15 protein-coding genes are annotated in these 21,421 nt (G+C 50.8%); all 15 read left to right on the forward strand.

Features of this window, described 5'->3' with window-relative positions:
- The first annotated feature begins 46 nt into the window (after positions 1–46).
- The 15 genes from INT20_RS15345 to glyA all read left to right on the forward strand — a co-directional run bounded on the left by INT20_RS15345 (position 47) and on the right by glyA (position 21,328).
- Positions 47–1,489: a mannose-1-phosphate guanylyltransferase/mannose-6-phosphate isomerase gene (locus INT20_RS15345; RefSeq protein ID WP_193057235.1), complete on the forward strand. Its 1,443-nt coding sequence runs from the start codon at positions 47–49 to the stop codon at positions 1,487–1,489.
- Positions 1,490–1,713: 224 nt separating this feature from the next.
- Positions 1,714–2,931 (forward strand): glycosyltransferase, encoded by a 1,218-nt coding sequence (locus INT20_RS15350; RefSeq protein WP_226912207.1) that lies wholly within the window; start codon positions 1,714–1,716, stop codon positions 2,929–2,931.
- Positions 2,912–3,160, forward strand: coding sequence for a hypothetical protein (locus INT20_RS15355; RefSeq protein ID WP_193057236.1), 249 nt, complete (start codon positions 2,912–2,914; stop codon positions 3,158–3,160). The genes INT20_RS15350 and INT20_RS15355 overlap by 20 nt, the downstream gene beginning before the upstream one ends.
- A complete protein-coding gene (locus INT20_RS15360) occupies positions 3,157–6,048 on the forward strand; it encodes a glycosyltransferase (protein WP_193057237.1) in 2,892 nt (963 codons plus the stop codon). The genes INT20_RS15355 and INT20_RS15360 overlap by 4 nt, the downstream gene beginning before the upstream one ends.
- On the forward strand, positions 6,045–6,854 hold the full coding sequence (locus INT20_RS15365) for an ABC transporter permease (RefSeq protein WP_193057238.1): 810 nt from the start codon (positions 6,045–6,047) through the stop codon (positions 6,852–6,854). Before INT20_RS15360 ends, INT20_RS15365 begins: the two co-directional genes overlap by 4 nt.
- An 11-nt stretch (positions 6,855–6,865) precedes the next feature.
- Positions 6,866–8,191, forward strand: coding sequence for an ABC transporter ATP-binding protein (locus INT20_RS15370; protein ID WP_193057239.1), 1,326 nt, complete (start codon positions 6,866–6,868; stop codon positions 8,189–8,191).
- Positions 8,188–9,642: a methyltransferase domain-containing protein gene (locus INT20_RS15375; protein WP_193057240.1), complete on the forward strand. Its 1,455-nt coding sequence runs from the start codon at positions 8,188–8,190 to the stop codon at positions 9,640–9,642. The genes INT20_RS15370 and INT20_RS15375 overlap by 4 nt, the downstream gene beginning before the upstream one ends.
- Complete coding sequence (locus tag INT20_RS15380) at positions 9,639–10,682, forward strand: glycosyltransferase family 4 protein (RefSeq protein ID WP_193057241.1); 1,044 nt, start codon at positions 9,639–9,641, stop codon at positions 10,680–10,682. The genes INT20_RS15375 and INT20_RS15380 overlap by 4 nt, the downstream gene beginning before the upstream one ends.
- A gap of 665 nt (positions 10,683–11,347) precedes the next feature.
- The gene (locus INT20_RS15385) at positions 11,348–14,806 is read left to right on the forward strand and encodes a DUF4214 domain-containing protein (RefSeq protein WP_193057242.1); all 3,459 of its coding nucleotides are present in this window, start codon (positions 11,348–11,350) and stop codon (positions 14,804–14,806) included.
- A gap of 136 nt (positions 14,807–14,942) precedes the next feature.
- Positions 14,943–15,692, forward strand: coding sequence for a SapC family protein (locus INT20_RS15390; RefSeq protein WP_193057243.1), 750 nt, complete (start codon positions 14,943–14,945; stop codon positions 15,690–15,692).
- Between the two features lie 146 nt (positions 15,693–15,838).
- The gene (locus INT20_RS15395; protein WP_193057244.1) at positions 15,839–16,420 is read left to right on the forward strand and encodes a hypothetical protein; all 582 of its coding nucleotides are present in this window, start codon (positions 15,839–15,841) and stop codon (positions 16,418–16,420) included.
- Positions 16,421–16,499: 79 nt separating this feature from the next.
- On the forward strand, positions 16,500–16,712 hold the full coding sequence (locus INT20_RS15400; RefSeq protein ID WP_193057245.1) for a DUF6447 family protein: 213 nt from the start codon (positions 16,500–16,502) through the stop codon (positions 16,710–16,712).
- Between the two features lie 287 nt (positions 16,713–16,999).
- Positions 17,000–18,499, forward strand: coding sequence for a M14 family zinc carboxypeptidase (locus INT20_RS15405; protein ID WP_193057246.1), 1,500 nt, complete (start codon positions 17,000–17,002; stop codon positions 18,497–18,499).
- Between the two features lie 222 nt (positions 18,500–18,721).
- Positions 18,722–19,972 (forward strand): O-antigen ligase family protein, encoded by a 1,251-nt coding sequence (locus INT20_RS15410; RefSeq protein WP_193057247.1) that lies wholly within the window; start codon positions 18,722–18,724, stop codon positions 19,970–19,972.
- Between the two features lie 90 nt (positions 19,973–20,062).
- Positions 20,063–21,328 carry a serine hydroxymethyltransferase gene (glyA, locus tag INT20_RS15415; protein ID WP_193057253.1) on the forward strand — a complete coding sequence of 422 codons (1,266 nt, stop codon included), beginning with the start codon at positions 20,063–20,065 and terminating at the stop codon, positions 21,326–21,328.
- Positions 21,329–21,421 lie beyond the last annotated feature (93 nt).

The raw sequence follows: 21,421 nt of genomic DNA on the forward strand, positions 1-21,421 counted from the left end.
CATGAGTGAGCATAAGTTTTTATCTAGCAGCCCTTTTGGGGGAAGAATGATTATTCCGGTTATTTTATCCGGAGGTTCTGGTTCGCGTTTGTGGCCGGTATCTCGTGAGCACTACCCAAAGCAATTTTTGAATTTGCATAATGAAAAACTCAGCTTGCTTCAAGAGGCTGCGCTCAGGTTATCTGATGTTGATATTGACGTACAGGCCCCTTTGATTATTTGCAACGAAGAGCATCGCTTTCTCGTTGCAGAGCAAATGCAGCAGGTGGGCATTAACAAGGTTGGTATTATTTTAGAGCCTTGCGGTCGTAATACTGCGCCAGCCCTTGCTCTAGCAGCGTTAGCTGCTGTTGCGGATGGTCGTGCAAACGCTCAACTGCTCGTTATGCCCGCTGATCACGTAATAAAAGATACCTATGCCTTTTCTCAAGCCATTGTTCATGGAAGCAAACTGGCTGATTCAGGCAAGCTAGTTACTTTTGGTATTGAGCCTGGTGTTGCGCATACGGGTTACGGTTACATTAAACGGGGCCAGCCTTTGGCTGCCGGGTTTATCGTAGATAGCTTTGTCGAGAAGCCTGACCTCACCAAAGCCCAAGAGTATCTGGCAACTGGCCAGTATCTCTGGAATAGCGGTATTTTTCTAGTAGAAGCAAAAGTGTACCTGGAAGCGTTAGCTACCTATGCCAACGACATACTAGAGGAGTGCCAGACAGCGTTTGCCAATCGCAATGAAGACCTTGATTTTATTCGTGTTGATGTTGAGGCTTTCAGTCGGTGTCGCAGCGAATCGATTGACTATGCAGTGATGGAGCATACTGATCAAGCAGCAGTGGTTCCCATGTCGCCAGGTTGGAGTGACATTGGTGCATGGGACGCATTACACGAACTGGCGGCAGGGTCCAGCATCGACGGTAATGCGTTAAGAGGCGACGTCCTTCTCCATGATACGCATAATAGCCTTGTCCATAGCGAATCGCGTTTAGTGGCTACCGTTGGTGTTGAAAATCTCGTTGTGATTGAAACCGAGGATGCCGTTCTGGTTGCGAGTCGGGAACATGCGCAGGCTACCAAGCAAATCGTCAATGCCCTCAAAGCAGGGGGGCGCAAAGAGTATCAGAGCCATCGGCAAGTTTATCGCCCTTGGGGGCACTATCGTACGCTGGTGCTAACCGATGGCTTTCAAGTGAAAGAAATCGTGGTAAAGCCAGGCGGTAAACTCTCCCTGCAAATGCATCACCATCGTGCAGAACATTGGGTAGTCGTTAATGGTACGGCTCAGGTAACGCTAGGGGACGGTTACGCCAATACAGACAATCTGCGCAGTTTTATACTAGCCGAAGACCAATCGACCTATATTCCGCTAGGCACGATCCACCGCTTGGAAAATCCCGGGGCTATCCCTCTTAAGCTAATTGAGGTGCAAACCGGTGCCTATCTTGGCGAAGACGATATTGTCCGTTATAGCGACGATTATGGGCGTCAGTAAGCGTGCATGGTTAGCAAGGTAAGGCCAGTTGATGTGCCCGCGTGGCTTTATTCACGGGTGATTGACTCACTGGAGCCAGCGGAACAGTTGCTTTAAGCTATGCCGTCTTATGCAACAAGTGCCAGCCAAAAGCCCGGTAGATAATTTTACGTATCTGTGCGTAATGCCTGGACATCATTAGGTGTATCATGCTTTCGGCTGGCTCTCTATTAGAGTCTTAAAAGATGATGCCAGGAAATTCTCTTGCTGCGCTGCACACGCGCTATCAATCCCTGCGGGTTGCCATTGTTCACGACTGGTTAGTGGTGAACGGGGGCGCTGAGAAAGTGCTGCATGCGCTGGTAAAGGCGTTTCCTCAGGCTGAGCTGTTTACGACTGTTAATTTTATGCCCAAGGAGGCAGCTCCCTGGTTAACATCGCACCCCATACACACCAGCTTTCTTCAGCGCTTGCCGTGGGCGCGTCGTTATTATCGCCACTATTTACCGATGATGCCTTACGCGATTGAGCAATTTGATCTGCGTAGTTTTGATCTGGTAATTTCCTCAAGTCATGCGGTGGCCAAAGGTGTACATACACACCCAGATCAAACACATATTTGCTACTGCCACACCCCGATGCGCTATGCCTGGGACATGAAAGAGTCATACCTGGAAGATGCTAATTTTCGCATACCGTTCATGGAAACCTGTGTCAGAGTAATGCTCAAACGCTTGCGTCAATGGGATTATTTCAGCGCCACTCAGGTCGATCACTTTATGGCTAACTCGCATAATGTGGCCAAACGAATTGCGAAATATTACCAGCGTGAAGCCAGTGTTATTCATCCACCCGTGGATATAGAACGCTACCAGCTCAGTAAACAATCTCGTGAAGACTACTATTTGGCAGCGTCGCGTCTTGTGCCTTACAAACGCCTTGACTTGATTATTAACGCTTTTTCCGCCATGCCCCAGCGCAAGCTAAAAGTCGTTGGTGACGGTCCTGAGAAAGCCCGGCTGGCCCAGCTGGCGGTGGGATGTCCCAATATTGAGCTTTTAGGTTACCAGACTGATGTTCAATTAACGCAGCTAATGGCCAAAGCTAAAGGCTTTGTATTTGCGGCCAATGAGGATTTCGGCATTCTTCCCTTGGAAGCCCAAGCCTGCGGAACACCCGTCATTGCCTATGGAAAAGGCGGTGCGCTTGAAACTGTGCGCGGCGATCCAGGCAGCCCTTATGCCACAGGCCTATGGTTTAAAGAGCAAACTGTCGCCAGCTTGCAAGCAGCTATCGAACATTTCGAGTTGCTCACGTTTTCACCCGAGGCATGTCGCCAACACGCTGAGACGTTTAGCTATCAACAGTTTTGGTGCGCGTTAGCTGATGAGCTAGACAAGCAATTCAACAAGGATGGCCAGCCACTGGTAAAGGAGAAGCAAGGTGATCAAAGCCCTGATTAAAAAAACGCTACGTTATGTACTTAAAAAACTGGTTGTTTACCCTAGCGTTCGCCGGCTTGGGCATAAGGTGCTGGCACCTTTTCCAAACCTCAAAGGGCGTATTATCCGCTTGCTTCAGGCAGGTCGGTTCATCAATTTCACCGTTGAAAACCCCGTCGAGGGATATGGTGAGCACCAACAGCGCATAACGAATGGGCTCCAGCAACGCTGGAAGCGTGATAGTCAATGACCACACTTTATTTAATCGATAAGCGTAATGCTCACTTGCCTGCTGACGTACAGCAATGGCGAGAGGGACTAATTCACCAATTGAAGGATAAGTCACACGCGCTCAGCAATATCTACGTGCTATTGGTTGGATTCAATGAATGTGAACTAATCGAGTGGCGGCGCATTCTGCATACGCAAGGAGTAGCGGAAGCTCATTGTTATAGTGTACTGCCGCATACTGCTCAAATGTTGACCGAGTACGATGCAACACTGGTCGACTTGCTTATTGACCATGCTGTCCAGGCTCACGCACCTGCCACAATGGTAGAAATAAGTAATGGCTCGGTGGCTCGAAAAATTGAATGTAGAGAAGTAGTTTTAAGCGAGCGCCCCACCCTTGCTTTTGTATCGCCCATGCCGCCTCAGCCCACTGGAATTGCCTGTTACAGCGCTGAGTTGCTGCCTTATCTGGCCATATATTTTGATATTACGGTGGTGGTTGATCAGCCCATAGTTGCGCCCGGCATTACCGAGCACTTTAAGGTCATCGATGCCACCACGTTTAGCCAGCAAGCTGAGCAATACCAATTCACGCTCTATCAAATTGGTAATTCGCTTTATCATGCTTATCAGTTCGCACTACTGCGCAGCTACCCAGGCACGGTCGTGCTGCATGATTACTACTTATTCGACGCGGTCTGGTGGCTGCAGGAAAGTAACTTGCTGCCTGAAGCGCTACCCAAAAGGCTTTATGCTGACCACGGTTACCCGGCGCTGATTGCGCTTGAACATGCAGATCCAAACTCGCGCGGACCAGAGTACTATCCGGTCAATGGTTTGGTAACGGACTTGGCCGGAGGGATCATTTATCATTCTGAGTATGCACGAAGCTTGGCTAGCCAGTGGCACAAGGGAAAGCTTGAACCAACCTGTATTATTCCGCACCTGCGTGAATTGCCTCCATGGCCAAATAAACAAGTGGCACGTCATGCGCTAGAGCTGGATACCCATAGCCATGTTGTGGCCAGTTTTGGTGGGATTAACCCCAAAAAACTGACGCATAAGCTAGTCGAAACCTTTCTGGAAAGCGAGCTGGCCTCACAAAATGTCAAATTGGTTTTAGTGGGGGCTCAGCATGGAGGTGACTATGGGAGTGAGCTAAACCGCTACATAAAACAGCATCAAAATGGCCGTGCCATTATTATTACAGGCTACGCTGATCGAAGCACCTATACACATTGGCTGGCTGCTGCCGACTTGGCAGTGCAATTACGCACCCAATCCAGAGGGGAGACCTCTGGTGCTATTTTCGATACGATGGCCTACGGCTTACCGGTAATTGCCAATGCACATGGCAGCAGTGCTGAACTACCTAAGCAAACGCTGCAGCTACTACCTGACAGGTTTACTCACGAGCAACTGCTTGATGCAATGCGTGAACTCATCAGCTCCCCGGCCAGTCGTCAAAAACTGAGTCGTGAGGGGCGCGATTATGTCGGCCAGGTGCTTAATCCTGCGCATATCGCAAAACAGTATGCTCAGGCAATTACGCGCTCTCCAGCCCTGTCAATGCGCTATCGCTTTGAAGGATTATTGGATCAGCTGGCCAGCATACCTGCGTTAAAGCACATCTTGGCCGCGCAAGATACGCCGCAATCCCATGCGTTGAGTAAGGCGTTGGCTGATGCTGACTACACTCCGTCCGAGCAGCTTCCGAGGCTACTAATAGACGTAAGTACGATCGCCTGGGAAGACCTGAAAACCGGCATTGAAAGAGTGACAAGACGTATTGCTGACCACTTATTACGTCATCCCCCTGAAGGGTGGCGAGTAGAGTTGATTCGTTGGGGAGGTGATGACTTCTATCTGGCGCGCGGCTTTGCTAGCCAGCAGCTGAATATTTCTTCTCCTGGGCCTGACAGCCCAGTAGAAGCAAGGGCAGGAGATTGCTATATAACGCTTGAATGGGCACCTAACTTGCTGAAGCAAGCAGGCCATATTATGCAGCGTATGCGGGCGCAAGGCGTACGCTTCTACTTTACGGTACACGATTTATTGCCGCTTTCTCTACCAGCGTGTTTTCCACCGGAAACGCCACAGGTAATGCGCGAATGGTTTGAAGCCATCACTCCTCTGGCGGACGGGATTACCTGCGTATCACGCTATACCGCAAGTACAGTAGAAGCCGAATTGGATGCCATGACGCAGCAAGCTTGCTTGCCCCATCGCCCTTGGGTAAAGCATTTTCATTTAGGTGCTGATTTCAAACCTGACAATTCAGCGAGTGCTCACCCCCCCACGAAGGATAATAGTACTCCGCAAATCGTCAAGCAGGCTTCGCCCACGCTACTTATGGTAGGCACACTAGAACCCCGCAAAGGCCATCAGCAAGTGCTTGATGCATTAGAACAGTGCTGGGCCAACGGAGAACGCATCACATTGGTGATCGTTGGGAAGAAGGGGTGGCAGGTTGAGAAGCTGGCTCACCGAATAGAGCGTCACTCGCAGTTTGGCAAGCAGCTGTTTTGGAAGCAGGGTGCTAGTGACGAAGTACTCAATACGCTTTATCAGCATAGTGATGTGTTAATCGCCGCTTCTCAAGGCGAAGGGTTTGGACTGCCGCTAATTGAAGCCGCACATCACGGAATAGCAATACTGGCTCGTGATTTGGCGGTATTTCGTGAAGTGGCAGGTCAACATGCCCGTTACTTTCATGCCGACAAGGCCGAACAGCTCGCCACTGCTATCCGTGAGTGGGTGACCGCTTGGGAGCAAGGAGAGATAGCCTCGTCGGCCAGCATGCCTTATTTAAGCTGGCAGCAAAGTGCTCAGCAATGGCTTAACTGTGTACTGGAAGACCAGCCTGGTGCCCATTCGTACGCCCCCATGGATAAGGACACTATATGAGGTTGGGTAATTTACCAAAAAAAATCAAAGCACAGTTGCCGCTTATATTGCTATTGACCCGACAAGAGCTGGTTGACCGGCATAAAGGCTCTATCCTGGGGCGCTTATGGACCATGTTAGCGCCGCTCATCAATATTCTGGTGTTTGTGCTGATTTTCTCGACCATAATGGGCGCCCGCCTGGAAGGCTTCGGCGTTGAGGTCGATCAGTATACCTATAGCATTTACCTTATCAGCGGCATACTCGCCTGGACAGCGTTTGCAAAAAGCATCAGTACGATCACTAACCTGTTTATTGAGCGCGCCTGGTTAATAACAAAAGTACGCCTTTCGCTGCCGCTATTGCCGTTTTCGGTATTGCTGGCTGAAGGTGTCATTTATGCCATTGGAATGCTGTTTTTTGCCGTTTTTCTAATACTGGTGGCGTTTCCGCTTACTACCTGGTGGCTATTTCTGCCCCTCATCTTTGCCCTACAGCTGATGTTTACCTATGCCTTGGGATTGGTGCTAGCCGTATTAGCGGTATACCTCAAGGATGTGCGTGAGGGCGTTGCAGTGTTGTTGCCGGTATGGTTTTGGTTAACACCAATAGTCTACGTCAGTGATATTATCCCAGCTAGTGTGCTCCCGTGGATGCAGCTTAACCCTCTCTTCCAGATCATCAACGCATACCGTGAGTTGGTGTTGTACCAGCGTATGCCTGACCTGGGAGGGTTGGCTGGCGTTATGTTACTCAGCGTCATACTGCTAGCGATAGCGCGTTGGTTAATTTTACGTACTGAAAAAGACCTGCGTGACGCGCTATAAGGAGGCTTCCAATGAAATCGAATGCATCTACATCATCTCTTTCGGCGTTGGACCCTGCTGCATTAAGTAGCGATGCTGTGTCGCCTCAGCCGCTTGCCATTGATGTTCAGGGGCTTGGTAAATCGTTTAAGCTTTTTGCCAAGCCTGCTGATCGGCTACGTGAAGCCCTAACCGGAAAAAATCGCCATACGGCCTACCAGGCATTAAGTGATGTCAGTTTCAGCGTTGCGCCAGGAGAAGTGCTCGGTGTACTGGGTAAAAATGGAGCGGGTAAATCCACGCTGCTTAAGTTGTTAACAGGCGTGATTATGCCTGACAGCGGCAGTATGGTCATCAATGGTCGGGTCACTGGGCTGCTGGAGCTCGGGACTGGTTTTAATCTTGAGCTAAGCGGCGCAGATAACATAACTGCCAATGCTCTGATGCTGGGCATGACGCACGCCGAAATCGAGCAGCGGCGTAAGGCGATGATCGAGTTTTCCGAGCTAGGCGATTATATTCACGAACCGCTGCGTACCTACTCATCCGGAATGGTGATGCGCTTGGGGTTTGCCATTGCCATACATGCAGACCCCGCCTGCCTACTGGTAGACGAAGCACTGTCGGTAGGCGATGGTTACTTTCAGCAAAAATGTATGCAGCGCATTCGCGAGTTCAAACAGCAGGGTGGAGCAATCCTGTTTGTTTCCCACGATCTTAACGCTGTGAAAATACTCTGTGACCGTGCCATCGTGCTGGACGGTGGTAAAGTTGTGACACAAGGTTCACCGGAAGATGCGGTTAACATTTACAATCACATCATGGCCAGGCAGTCCGAAGAAGAAGAAAACCGTCATTTAGCCCGCCATGCCAATGTTGCAGGTACGCATCAAGTCGTGGTGGCTCATGCGCAGGCCAAAGGAGAGCTGAGTCAAGCGGAAGTGATTACCAGTGGCGAAATGCTGTATCTCACTATCACGTTAACTGCCCAGGAAACAGTTGATGACATGGCGCTAGGCCTGCTGATACGCGACCGGTTCGGGCAAGATATTTTCGGCATTAATACCTATGAACGCCATGGCCCGATCCAAATGGATGAGGGGGAAACCCGCACATTTGACGTTGCTATTCATGCAGTAATAGCACCTGGAAAGTATACCGTTACGTTAGCAATGCACCCTGGCAAAGATCATCTTGATGCCTGCTATTGGTGGCAGGACGGTGCTTTACAGTTTGAAGTGGCTGGTTTCATTGGGCCTACGTTCTCGGGTATTTGCGAGCTTCCCTACACACTTACGCCTCATTCAATTCAATGCGAGCCTGGCGTACCAACAAGTGCAAGCAAGGAAACCCCATGAATAATGTCCCTGAGCGTGATATTGCCGAACTAGAAGCGCGGCTGCGCCAGGCGGCCGCCGAAGGCTGCTCACAGCCGTTAGGCGAACCGCTGGGCGATTGGCGGCACCGGCTGCTCAAGCATCAAGTAAGGTATCAGCATACTCCCTACCTCATACTTTTAAACCCTGGTGCGCCCAGTATGATTGAGCTGCTGGCCTACGACCAGGATGACGAACACTTTCTAGCCGCGCTGTACCATCACTTGCTAGGCCGCGAAGCCGACCCCGAAGGGCAGCTCTACTATCTTCAGGAAGCGCAGCAGTTTGGGCGTCTCTTTGTGCTGCTTAATATGCTCAACACAGAACCCGCTAGCGCCTATCTAAATGAGCAGAAGGTTCAGATATCACCGCGCCTGCACCGATTGGCAAACCTGCATAAAAGAGCTAATCGAATGAAGTGGTGTAACCGGCTATGGCAAAAACTACTTCCTAAATTGGAGCGCCGTTGGCAGCACCGATTCACGCACCATGCCGAATTCCGGCGTGCTATTGCCCTACAGCGCAGCCAGGCGATGCGCCAACACCTATTAATTGATGCCGTGGCGGAACTCGACCAACGGCAAATGCAGCTGCAACAGTGCCAACAGCAGATGCTCACTAGGCATCAAGGTATAGGGCAGCAATTGGCCCATCTGCATCGCCAGCAAGCGCAACCGGCTAGCGCCCCAGTGAATGATGCGTCATCGCTGGCGCAACAAGGGGATGCTCTGCCAGCGATGACATCGACCATTCATGGTCAGTTGGACGCTTATTATTTAGCATTTGAAGACACCTTTCGCGGTGAGGAATCAACAATTAGCGCTCATCTGGAACGCTACCGCTCAGTGTGGGTAAGCGCGCGTCAGGCGGGGGATAGAGCGCTGGACTTGGGCTGCGGCCGAGGAGAATGGCTGCGTATGCTGACTCAAGCAGGCTACCAAGCCTGCGGCATTGACTTAAATTCTACCATGGTTGAGCACTGCCAAGAGCAGGGGTTTAACGTAACCCACCAGGATGCCCTGGCCGCGCTGCGTGCACAACCTGATAACAGCCATGCCCTGATTACCGGCTTTCATATTGCTGAACATCTACCGTTTAGCGTTCTATTTGAGCTAGTGGGTGAAGCTTATCGAGTATTGGCGCCCGGTGGCCGTTTAGTACTGGAAACCCCAAACCCGGAAAATCTGATTGTGGCCAGCTATAGCTTCTACCACGATTTGACCCACCGTAACCCACTGACACCGGTCACGCTTGAGTTTCTATACCAGTTCCATGGGTATGCGCCGGTAGAAATAAAGCGCTTCAATCCACCACCTGAAGAAACGCGCATCCCCGAGGAGACACCCACTGCAGAGCGTCTTAACCACATGCTATGCGCGCCCATGGACTACGCGGTGATAGGGGCCAAAGCGCCCATGAAGGTGGCGGTATGAAAATACTGCTAACGGCCAACCAAACTCCCTTTATTGCGGGGGGGGCCGACCATCATGTGCAGGGGGTATTGAAAGCGCTATGTCACCATGGCTACCAGGTTGAATTGATACGTTTGCCTTTCCATTACGGCGAACAGCATATTATTCACCAAATGCGCTACGTTGAGCAGCTGAATGTGCAAAACCCTAATGATGTTTCTGTGGATCGAGTTATCAGTCTGCAGTTTCCTACTTACGGCGTCGCCCACCCAGAGCATGTTGTGTGGCTAATGCACCAGCATCGCGCCAGCTATGAGCTATATGACTCTGCCACTGCCAGCCCCGCGCAAGCCGAGTTGAAGGCCCAGATCGAGGCTTTCGACAATCGGCATTTACGCCAGGCAAAAAAGTGCTTTGCCAACTCTGCGCGGGTAGCCGAGCGGCTGAAGCACCATAATCAGCTAAACGCCGAGCCGCTGTATCATCCGCCTTACCAGGCTGAGTGTTTTACCTGTGCCGATGATTGGGGATACATTTTCTACCCTAGCCGGTTGGAGCCGCTAAAGCGCCAGGCACTGCTGATTGAAGCAATGCGCTACACGCGCACGTCGGTAAGCCTGCTGCTGGCTGGCGAGGGCAGCCAGCACGAAGCGCTGGCTGCCCTAATTGAGCAGCATGGCTTGCAAGACCGTGTGCGCCTGCTGGGCTACTGTAACGAAAATGAGAAGCAGGCATTGTACGCTCACAGTCTTGCAGTGGCTTTCCCTGCTTTTGATGAAGATTACGGTTATATTACCTTGGAAGCGATGCTGGCGGCTAAACCTGTGATCACCTGCACCGACAGTGGCGGTCCAACGGCCTTTGTTGAGCCAGACCAAACAGGATGGGTCGTACCTCCAGAAGCACAGGCATTGGCCGATGCAATGGATACGGCTTATGCAAACCGGAAAAAGGCACAACAGTGGGGGCAGGCAGGCCGTATACACTATCAGCAGCAACATATCTCATGGAACAGGGTCGTGGAAAAGCTCATGGGCGCGTTTGAGGACAAAATGGCGTAGTAAACCAGAGCGATGAATGGTAGTGGCGTTTATCACACGGTCCCCTTCTAACCCTCAAGGAGGGCAAGCTTGCGCCAAGTAGTCTGTAAAGGCTTTTATACGCTTTGGCCACAACCTGCGGCTGAACGTCAATCAATGGATGCCAGGCTGGCTGGGTAATGAGGGGTAAAAAGCTCCATTTTGCGGCGTTGTTCTTATTTAAATGCCCCCTTGGGTCGAACCATTTCTGGTCTTGGAAAACGGCTTATTTATGGTCAATAGAATAATGGTTAACGCCCGTTTCTTTGTAAGAGATTTCTTACAAAGCATGCCATGGTTGACAAGGCGTTTTTTGTAACTCATTGAGTTGTAGGTTTTTTAAAGGTTTTCTTCAAAAAAGGATTGCAGTGGGCGAAGAAAAACAGGCCAATTCTTCTTTGTTTCCTCTGTTAATCATGTTTAATATGTTGATAGATGGTAAGAATGTTGACTTATGATCAACGCTGCTATTACATTACCCTTGTTCCAGCTAGGTAATGTTAATACGTGTTGTTAGCTAGCCACCTGATGCGAACTAACGACTGTATTGCACCGAGGGAACAAGAATGATTACCTTGAGCGCTCAAGGTCGCTAAGAACCATCCACTGTGGGTGGTATCTTTTTTAAGCAAGGAGACTATAGTCCCATGGCAACACAAGAGAATTTAAATCTGGCTCAAACGCTTTACGTAGCCTATTACGGTCGTCCGGCCGATCAAGCAGGCCTCGAATTTTGGGCTGATGAAATTGAAGCTTCTGGCGCAGCAGCTGTGGTGAGCGTATTCGGCAACTCTGATGAGTATGTTGCTCGCTTTGGCGATCTTGGCTCGGTAGAGCTGATTAACAGCATTTACCAGCAAGCATTCAATCGCGATGCCGATGAAGGCGGTCTGGTTTTCTACGCCGAGAAGCTTGAAAGCGGTGAGCTGGACCTCGCGACGATTGCATTAACGATTGTTGAAAATGCATCCAATGATGATGCTCAAGACGCTACTGTACTGAGCAATAAGGTAGCGGCAGCTGACGCGTTTACCGCAGCAGCTGGCAGCGATTACGCAGGCAACGATGCTGCTGATTATGCCGCTGAGTTCTTGGCGAACGTTGGCGAAACAGCCGTTACTGAACAGCAGATTGCTGACGCGGTAGCGGGTATCCCACAGGGCGGCGAAGAGCCGACTGAACCTGAAGTGCCGGCCACTCCGGGCGAAACTTTCGTCCTGACTGAAGGTCGCGATAACGTGACTGGTACTGCTAACGACGACACCTTCGTAGGTGACGTAGGCCAGAACCAGAACGGCGCGATTTCTAACGCCCTTTCTACTGGCGACCGTTTGGACGGTGCTGGTGGTCGCAACACGATTGAAGCTTCTTTGATCAACGACAATGAAGTTGATGACGGTACGACACAAGCCCCACGTCCTATTACTCAAAACATCCAGGAAGTATACATCGAGGCGTTGCAAAGCAACTCTACCGATGGTGGTAACGCCACTCTCGACGTTACTCGCATGGAAAACGTTGAGCAATACTGGTCCGACTTTAGCCGCAGCGATATGACGTTCTCAGGCGTCAATCTGAACGGCAGCAATCTGAATATCACCAAAGACGTGACATTCGGTATGCGTGACGTGGATTTCGACTCTGGCCTGCGTGCCATGTTCGAAAGCCAATCTCTGGTTCGTGCACCGGCTACCCAGTTGAACTCTCAGCTGCTGGTTCGTATTGCTGATGTTAGCACCGAAACTCCCACTACGCCGCTAGCGAATGTTGACCTCAACCTGAGCTTCGATCTTGGCGGTGAGACGGTAACACTTGATGGCATTCGCTCTACTGACGGCACTTATGCTGGTCTGGTAGAAGCGCTGCGCGCTGAGTTAGCTGAAGCCGGCCAGAGCGACGTGGAAGTTGCTTTGTCAACCCCTTACGAGCAAGTAACGGTGGCTGGTAACACTGTTAACTTGCCGTTCACTGCACAAGAAATCCTGATCACTGATGCTGCCGGTAACGAGTTCAGTAACGTGAACTTTACTCAGTCAGCTATTGAGCCGGTAGCGGACGGCTTCCTGGTAGCAGGTAATGCCCAGCCTGTTGATCCTGCTGTTAGCAGCAACCTGATCGAAACCAACCTTGTTCTTGACAACGCTGGTCGTGGTTCCGAAGCTGGTGACGTGACCATTGGTGGTATGTCTAATTCAGGCACAGTAATTGAAAAACTGAACCTGGAAGTAGACCGTAGCAGCAAAGTTGACAATGTGTTCTCTGCCTACGGTATGGGCCACGGAGTCGTTAACAACACCGAAACTAAAGTTGCCTTCGAGCAAATTGAAGTTACTTCTGGCGCTGCCCAGGGCGACCTATCCATCGCGAATGTTGGCAATGTCCACAACTTCGATGCGACTGCATTTGAAGGTGCCAACTTGGCTGTTAACGGTTTAGCTGGCCTCGATAACGCTGGCTCCGATAACTTTGGCGATGACTGGGAACCGAATGCTGACGCGCGTGCCCACGTTTACAACACAGCTAACGAAGCGGGTAGTAGCGATACTATTAATGTTACCTACTCACTTGATAAAGCAGCTGAGTTCAACGGTTTCTCGCTGGGAATTAACACGGGTGCGGGTGATGACACCATTCACACTATTTCCGAGAACACTTTAGGCAACAACTTGCTGAACCAGCAAGATCTGCAGCCAAACGTTACCATCAATGCAGGCAGCGACAATAATACTGTCTGGACTGAAGGTGCAGGTGGTGTATCTATCACTACCGGTACTGGCAACGACGTTATCTACACTGATAACAGTGGCTTGTCTCAGATGAATAGTGATCTAGGCGCAACTTGGCTGGTGAATGCTGCTAATACAGAGTTCACTGATCTGCGCGGTACTATCGCTGGCCTGTCTTCCGGCCAAACGACGCCTGCTGGTAATGACATTCCTGCGGTACTGTTTGGTGCCCAGCTGACTGTTACTTTAGCCGGTGCACAAACCGGTGGTGAAGTTACTAGTGGTGCTGCTGCTGCCTTTGGAAATGGTTTTGAAGGCGTTATCAACATGAACGACATTCTGGGAGACCGTATCTTCGGTGACCAGAACGACGTTAATGCTGCCATCATGCAAGTGGTTAACAACCACAACGTTCTGAGCAAACTGTTGGTTGCTGAGAACGGTCCTGATAACAGTCTGGTAATTCGCTCACTGGTTGATGGCACGTTTGCCGCTGAAGACCTGCAAATCACGATGCTTCCTGCCGGTGTAAGTGGCATGAGCTCTTCCGATAAAGGTCGTCTGGAAACTGCCATTCGCCAAGAAGCTAATGACTCTAGCTTTGACGGTACTGATGCCAATCTGCAAGCAGTGTTGACTGGCTCCAGGACCGCTGTTGATACTATTGAAGGTATCGGTACAGGTGGTGGTGTTCTGGCTACTGACAATGGTGCTGATCTGACTGGTTCGGCCTCTACCAACAACAACACTGGCAACATTGTTAATGCGGGCGCTGGACGGGATGTCATCGTTCTATCTACCGACGCTAACAGCAATGAGACCGTTGTTTTTGAAAATGACTTTGGCCGTAACACCATTGTTAACTTTGACGCCGATGGCACCAGTGCTGGCGCTGATGTTTTAGACTTCACTGCCTACCTGACTAACGAGCAGTTCCAAGGCGGCAGCACTTCTGCTGAATCTCGTGACGCGTTCGCAACAGTTGGTTCTAACGGTGGCGGTATTGTTACAGCTAACAACGTGATTACGCTGAACGACTTTGTTGCCGGCACTGGTAATAACTCTGGCCAGACTTGGGGTAACCTGACTGCTGAGAACTTGCTGACTGCTATCCAGAATGGTGGAAACAGTGCTGACTACGGTAGCCTGCAGTCTACCACTCTCGACGTTTCTGCTGATATTACTGGCCTTGTTGGTAACTCCATCAATGCGATTGTTATGATCGAAAATAACAACAACGCTGGTGAGTACAAAGTGTTCGAACTGACCGGTTCTGGTGTCAACGACGCCAATACCGCCAATGAGTTCACTGGTGCAGAGCTGGTTGGCACCGTTGATTTTGGTAACACTGTTGATGCATCTGCGGTTGACCTTGCTTAATCGTTGAGAAATACTGGTTGTCATTGGATTCTTTTTGACAACCAGCTTCCTATCGATGATTTTTTAAGATTGTCTATTAGGAAAACAAAACCCCAATCTTCGGATTGGGGTTTTTCTTTTAATAGGGGGAGTCAGCATGTCTAAATGGGTTACTCTTTCGCGCCAGCAGCACTCAGACCTCTTTTATTTGCCGCGCCAAAACTATCGCTTTACTGCCACTCATGCAGTTGTGCCAATTCTGGCTGGCGAACTGAGGCAAGCGGCCACTCAGTTCGTGATGGGCTTTATCAAGCGTGGGGAGCGGTTTACCTTGGTTGCGCTGCTTGGTCAAGGTGAGTCCTCACATCACTATATACATCCTGAAGACAGCCGCTGGTTAGGGGTCTATGTTCCTGCCGTGTTTCGTGGGTATCCGTTTGGGCTTGCCAAGCAAGAAACAACCGGAGAAATGGTCTTACAGGTTCATACCGATCACTTGTCGCATGAAGCAGGAGAGCCTTTATTTGATGATTCAGGCGAGCTTAATAACGCGGTAGCCCAACAATTGAGTTTTTTAGGTGAGTGTGAAAAGAACCGACAGCAAACAGATGAGGCATGCCAACGGCTAGCCGAGTCGGGTGTTTTGCAGCCGTGGCAAACTGGTAAGGATGGGCCTAACGCTATTGGCCTATATCAAATTAATGAAGAAATGCTGAATAAGTTATCGGAGGCAGATTTTTATCAGTTGCAGGGCGTACCTCTTGCTCTAGCGTATGGACAGCTGTTTTCTATGGCTCAGCATGAGCAGCTTTCTCAACGTTCAGAGTTACACGCCAAGCTAAGTGTGCCCGAGTCTATTGATGAGCTATTTGCAGATAATGACGATGATTTGCGGTTTGATTTTTAATTGCTGTCTACTCAGCCCATGCGAATGAGGTTGCATTCTTCAGCTGTTGCTCGCGTTAGCTGCCAAATTAAGCAAAACAGTTTTTACCGCATGATGCGAATTCAGTAGAATAGCGCGCTTATTTATCGCAACGAGAGTGGAGCATAATGTCTACGCTGCCCAAAAGCGTTGTAGTGGGAGGTCGCCGGTACCCTACCTGGGCGTTAAGCTCAGGGGCCCGTCAGCAGTTGATGAATTTAGAGCGGGTGGATGCACATATTGCGCAGTTGAAAGATCAGTTGGCCTACTACACAGTGGCTCGAAAGCATTGCCTGGGTAGTTTGAGCCAAGCACTGCCAGTTCGGCAGCCTCCCACAGTACGGCGCTATTACTGGCAGATGACATCCCCTGAGTGGGCGCAGCAGTCATGGACAGCCGAAAATGTTCCACTGTTGATGCGTGACTTCGACGCGAGTGAACGTTGCCGCGAGGGTGACTGCCTACTGATATATGTAAAAGGTTATGGCTTCTGTGGCTGGGGAGAGGTGTGCTTGAAGAGCCACTCGACACAACACCTGTTTGTCTGGCGGAGCAGGGTCAAGGCATTATCTGACGCGTTACCGGCCAAAACGTTAAAAGAATATGCATTACGTCACCCTACGCGGGCATCCCAGCGCTTACCCGAAAATGCTAATGTTGAAGCTTTGTTAAGTGCGTTGGAAGCTCGAAGTAGTATGGGCGCATTATAGTTGTGAAGGCAGCTTGATGACACCAAAACTGCTACACTATGTAACTGATATTTTATGATTAATTGACAGGGAGCCTAGTATGGCAAAAGATGAAACTCAATATGTCACGATTGATGGGCATGAGTATATTCTATCTGATCTATCTGAGAATGCGCGGAATCAACTGATTAATCTTCGTGTAACGGATCAGGAAATTCAGCGTTTAAACCAGCTGTTAGCGATTGCTCAAACAGCACGCACTGCTTATGCGAATGCGCTGAAGGATGAGCTGCCTGAGAAAAAAACGCACTAAAGGTGAGTGTGTTTGTAAAGAAGCAGCAGGGTTGATGTGAGCACGGCTTTTTAGCCGTGCTTTTTATGGCGAGACAAGTGGAATGTTATAACCTTTCTATATTGGTAGCGCCCACGGGGTAATTCATTGACACAGCCACAAGAACTAAGCTATAGCTGAATCAGCTGTTGGTTAAGCGACGATACGCAAGCACGGCTTTGAGTGAGCGGTACGAAGAGACTGCCATTTAAGTAGCGTTGTGGCTGACAGGCGACAGGGAATGTAATGGATGATGTCAGGAGACAAAAATGCTAACGCCATCACAGCAGTTGCAATCGTACTATTTGGCAATGTTTGGCCGGGCCGCCGATCCGGAAGGGTTTGCTTACTGGTTCGATAAGTTGAATACCGATACGTTAACGCTTGAAGGCATCGCCGAGCAGATGCTGCAGTCTGAAGAGTTTGCTTCACAGCGTGAAGTACTTGTTCAACTTGAGGATAACGGCTGGGTCAATGAGGTATACCAGCGCTTGTTCGCACGTGAGGCAGAAGCTGAAGGGGTGTCCTATTGGTCTGAGCAGGCTCAAAATGGTCACTCTGCTCAGGCGATTTTGCTTGATATGATTAGCTTTGCGAAAGACACCGATGCCGAGGCATTAAACGCCTACGCCTCGGTGGCAGAGTTCTACTCCTCAAGCGTTTCAAGTGAAGACTACGACCCCCAGCAAACGTTAGTCCAGGAGGGCTTCAGGTCAAACCAGCAGCTTTATCAGGACCTGGAAGCGTTGGCGGCGACGTATGATACGTTAAGCTTGGCGCAGGCAGGCGAGTCTGTAGAGGGGCGTCCGTTATATAGCGCAACGGTAGGCGAAGGCTCGCATAAGTTAATGGTTGTGACCCAGCAGCACGGTGACGAGCCTGTGGGAACGGAGTCGGCGATGCATCTGCTAGAGTGGATGAGTGGCGACAGTGAGGCAGCGCAATCGTTGCGAGAGCAGGTCACATTGACCGTTATGCCCAGGGTTAATCCCGACGGTTTTGAGCGTTGGGAACAGTTGGTTGCTGGTAACAGCGACCCAGAGACAACCCTGGACCCGCGTCGTAACTCAGCGGATATTGATCTCAACCGTACCTGGGATTCGGATGAAGCATTCGATCCGGCGTTAATTCCTGAAACCCTGGCCGTACGCAACGTACTGGAAGCGTTTCAGCCAGACTTGATCCTTGATTATCACAACCAGAATAACTACCTCAATGAGACGGGCGAGCTGGAGACAATGTCGATTCTTTGGCCAACCAATGACGGTGTCGAGCCTTCTGTCACGGGCACCGCTCAGCAGGCGGCTATAGCACTTTCCCAGGGCGTTGAACTGTTCGATTACGGCTATCTCTCTTTATTTCCTGGCGGCGATGCGGCGAATATAGGCCGTAATGGTATAGCGATGGATGGTACGCCGGCGCTTTTAATAGAACAGCGTGGGCTTGAAGAGTTTGAGCTAAAAGCGCTGGAAGGATTAGCGCTTGATTTTGATGCCGTAGCAAGCGCGTTAACCCTTGAGGGGGTTCTGAGCATGGTCGGCGTCATGCAGGCGCTTGGTAAGGATGGTTTTGAAACCATTGACCCAGAGCTAGCGCTATTGCTCCCAGAGCGGGGTGAGCGCACGCCCTTTGATGAGCTTTATGCCGAAGAGGTCGAGGGGGAAGTCGATGTCGCTGCTGTCAATAACACGCAAAACATGCTCGACCTTGACGCAGTGCCGGTGACCGGCGTTGCTGAGCCGCTATCATCGGAATTTCTAGCCGCATAGCAGGTGTTGTAGCTTCTACCTGACTGAAACGCCCTCATTGAACAGTGAGGGCGTTTTTCATTCCTGGAACCTTGCCGCGTATGTGCACACTGGCCCAGCTTCTGTCGGAGAGTTACCCAACAAGGAGGCATTAGATGGGGCTTGGGCAATATGGGCGCCTCCGAGCCCTCTTGGAGAGTTGTGCTACTATCTTCGCTGTTTATTGTCTGCTGGAAGCGTTAAATGGTCGTTACAAAGCCTCTGTACCAAGTGGCAAGTGGCATCGTGTTTTTAATGGGTGCTTTGGCGCTAATTGTGCCCTCGGGCTATTCAATTGGCCCTGCAATGCTATTGTTGCTCAGCGGGCTACTGTTGGTTAAGCCTCTACCATACAAGCTTGCGCGGCGAGACCTATGGGTGATAGCTGCATTGAGTGGTTATGGCCTTGTCGTGGGCATGTTTTCTCTGCTTGAGCTGAGTATGCGCGAGCTTGACCGCCCGGTGCGTTTTTTATTGGCGGTCCCCGTATTGCTGTTGATTCTACGTGTACCTCCGCGCTTGTCGTGGCTATGGTCGGGTATTGCAGTCGGTGCAATGGGCGCCGGGGCATTGGCTGCTTGGCAAAAATTCATTGAAGGCGTTGGGCGGGCGGATGGGTTTCTGCATCCCATACAGTTTGGCAATCTAAGTATGCTAATGGGAGTGTTGTGCCTGGCAGGCCTGGGCTGGGCTACTGTGCAGCGCTTTCGTTATACGTGGATGGCGCTCTTATTAACCGGCGCGCTTTGCGGCATGTTGGGGTCGTTATTTTCGGGTAGCCGAGGAGGGTGGGTCGGCTTGCCCATTATAGGCCTGGTGCTGTACCGCAGCTATGGCCACTGTTTTTCTGTGCGCGTTAAACTCAGCGTGGCCGGTTTTGTAACACTGCTTCTTGCAACGCTTTATATGTTGCCTGAGGCCGGTTTGCAGAAGCGAGTACACGAGGCTGTCAGTGATATCAGCAGTTATGTCACGGGAGAAGAAAGGGATACCTCGCTTGGGCTTCGTTTTGAAATGTGGCAAGGGGCAGCGCAGTTGATCGCAGAGCGTCCTTTATTAGGCTGGGGGGAGGCCGGGTACCAGGCCGCTATGCACAAACTGAGCGAGGAAGGTGATATTTCATTAGCTGCTTCTACGTTTGATCATGCACACAATGACCTTATTGATGCGTTTGCTAAGCGTGGGGTATTCGGGGTGGCCGCATTACTATGTTTGTATTTAGTGCCACTGCGCATGTTTGCCTCCGGTTTGCAGCATTCCAACCTTGAAATTCGGGCGTTGGCCGTAGCGGGCACGTTATTGTCCGTTGCTTATATAGATTTTGGCCTCTCACAAACGTTCTTTGCGCATAACAGTGGCGCCATGTTCTATGCGTTCTGGCTCGCTGTGCTATGGGGTGTCTATAGCGCACAAAATCGGGCAACCCGTGATGAACGGTATTCATGCAGTACCTGACGCGGATGCGATGAAAGTCACCTCAGGCTGCGTTATGATAGCAGTCTGATTTCTTTCATGAACGATCCTTATCTACGAGGTTTCCCGCCAATGTTCAGCCGCGATATGACAATTGCCGGATTTGATGATGCGCTGTTTGACGCCATGCAGAAAGAAGTGGCCCGTCAAGAAGCGCACATTGAATTAATTGCTTCCGAAAACTACGCAAGCCCCCGCGTAATGGAAGCGCAAGGTAGCCAGCTGACCAACAAATACGCTGAAGGTTATCCGGGCAAGCGCTACTATGGCGGCTGCGAGTTTGTCGATATCGCTGAAAACCTCGCGATTGACTACGCAAAAGAGCTGTTTGGCGCCACCTACGTGAACGTGCAGCCGCACTCCGGCTCCCAGGCCAACAGCGCGGTATTTTTAGCGCTGGTTAAGCCGGGCGACACCATTTTAGGCATGAGCCTGGACGCAGGCGGTCACTTGACCCACGGCGCCAAGCCTAGCTTCTCTGGCAAGCAGTACAATGCGGTTCAGTACGGCCTAAAGGAGCAAGGCCTGATCGATTATGATCAAGTAGCTGAATTGGCCCGTGAACACAAGCCGAAAATGATCATTGCCGGTTTCTCTGCCTACTCACAAATTGTCGATTGGGCCAAATTCCGCGAAATCGCTGACGAAGTAGGCGCTTACTTATTGGTTGATATGGCACACGTGGCGGGTCTGGTCGCCGCGGGCGTTTACCCAAGCCCCTTGCCTCATGCTCATGTGGTCACTTCAACGACACACAAAACGCTGCGTGGTCCGCGTAGTGGCGTGATTCTGTCGGCTGAAAATGATGCCGACATTGAGAAAAAGCTGCAGTCTGCCGTCTTCCCCGGCGGTCAGGGCGGCCCGTTAATGCACGCGATTGCGGCAAAAGCGGTCTGCTTCAAAGAAGCCATGTCGCCTGAGTTTAAAGCCTACCAGCAGCAGGTCGTTAAAAATGCTAAGGTAATGGCCGGTGTGTTTATGGAGCGAGGCTTTGATATCGTTTCCGGCGGTACCGAAGACCATCTCTTCCTGCTCTCATTAATCAAGCAGGGCGTGACCGGTAAAGATGCTGATGCGGCACTAGGCCGTGCCCATATCACTGTTAACAAAAACGCCGTGCCTAACGACCCGCAAAGCCCGTTTGTTACCTCAGGCCTGCGTATCGGTACGCCAGCGGTGACTACACGTGGTTTCGGTGAAGAAGAGTGCCGTCAGCTTGCAGGCTGGATCTGTGACATCCTGGATGTGCTGGCCAAAGGCGAAGACACCGGCGCCATTGAGGCTCAAGTGGCAGAGAAAGTGGCAGAAGTTTGCGGCCGCTTCCCGGTTTATAAGTAACGTTGTGATAAGGGGTTGCGTGAAGTGCCTGGTTAGCCCGTAAGGCTCACCAATTCACGCCATATCTGAAAAAAGGCCTGCACGTTAAATCGT

Origin of the sequence: Halomonas citrativorans (genome assembly GCF_014898005.1) — a bacterium.
GTDB classification, from domain to species: domain Bacteria; phylum Pseudomonadota; class Gammaproteobacteria; order Pseudomonadales; family Halomonadaceae; genus Vreelandella; species Vreelandella citrativorans.

What these genes read in the sequence shown, in the direction of transcription:
- INT20_RS15345 (WP_193057235.1), top strand. Translation starts at nt 47, where the DNA reads ATGATTATTCCGGTTATTTTATCCGGAGGTTCTGGTTCGCGTTTGTGG.
- INT20_RS15350 (WP_226912207.1), top strand. Translation starts at nt 1,714, where the DNA reads ATGATGCCAGGAAATTCTCTTGCTGCGCTGCACACGCGCTATCAATCC.
- INT20_RS15360 (WP_193057237.1), top strand. Translation starts at nt 3,157, where the DNA reads ATGACCACACTTTATTTAATCGATAAGCGTAATGCTCACTTGCCTGCT.
- INT20_RS15365 (WP_193057238.1), top strand. Translation starts at nt 6,045, where the DNA reads ATGAGGTTGGGTAATTTACCAAAAAAAATCAAAGCACAGTTGCCGCTT.
- INT20_RS15370 (WP_193057239.1), top strand. Translation starts at nt 6,866, where the DNA reads ATGAAATCGAATGCATCTACATCATCTCTTTCGGCGTTGGACCCTGCT.
- INT20_RS15375 (WP_193057240.1), top strand. Translation starts at nt 8,188, where the DNA reads ATGAATAATGTCCCTGAGCGTGATATTGCCGAACTAGAAGCGCGGCTG.
- INT20_RS15380 (WP_193057241.1), top strand. Translation starts at nt 9,639, where the DNA reads ATGAAAATACTGCTAACGGCCAACCAAACTCCCTTTATTGCGGGGGGG.
- INT20_RS15385 (WP_193057242.1), top strand. Translation starts at nt 11,348, where the DNA reads ATGGCAACACAAGAGAATTTAAATCTGGCTCAAACGCTTTACGTAGCC.
- INT20_RS15390 (WP_193057243.1), top strand. Translation starts at nt 14,943, where the DNA reads ATGTCTAAATGGGTTACTCTTTCGCGCCAGCAGCACTCAGACCTCTTT.
- INT20_RS15395 (WP_193057244.1), top strand. Translation starts at nt 15,839, where the DNA reads ATGTCTACGCTGCCCAAAAGCGTTGTAGTGGGAGGTCGCCGGTACCCT.
- INT20_RS15400 (WP_193057245.1), top strand. Translation starts at nt 16,500, where the DNA reads ATGGCAAAAGATGAAACTCAATATGTCACGATTGATGGGCATGAGTAT.
- INT20_RS15405 (WP_193057246.1), top strand. Translation starts at nt 17,000, where the DNA reads ATGCTAACGCCATCACAGCAGTTGCAATCGTACTATTTGGCAATGTTT.
- INT20_RS15410 (WP_193057247.1), top strand. Translation starts at nt 18,722, where the DNA reads ATGGTCGTTACAAAGCCTCTGTACCAAGTGGCAAGTGGCATCGTGTTT.
- glyA (WP_193057253.1), top strand. Translation starts at nt 20,063, where the DNA reads ATGTTCAGCCGCGATATGACAATTGCCGGATTTGATGATGCGCTGTTT.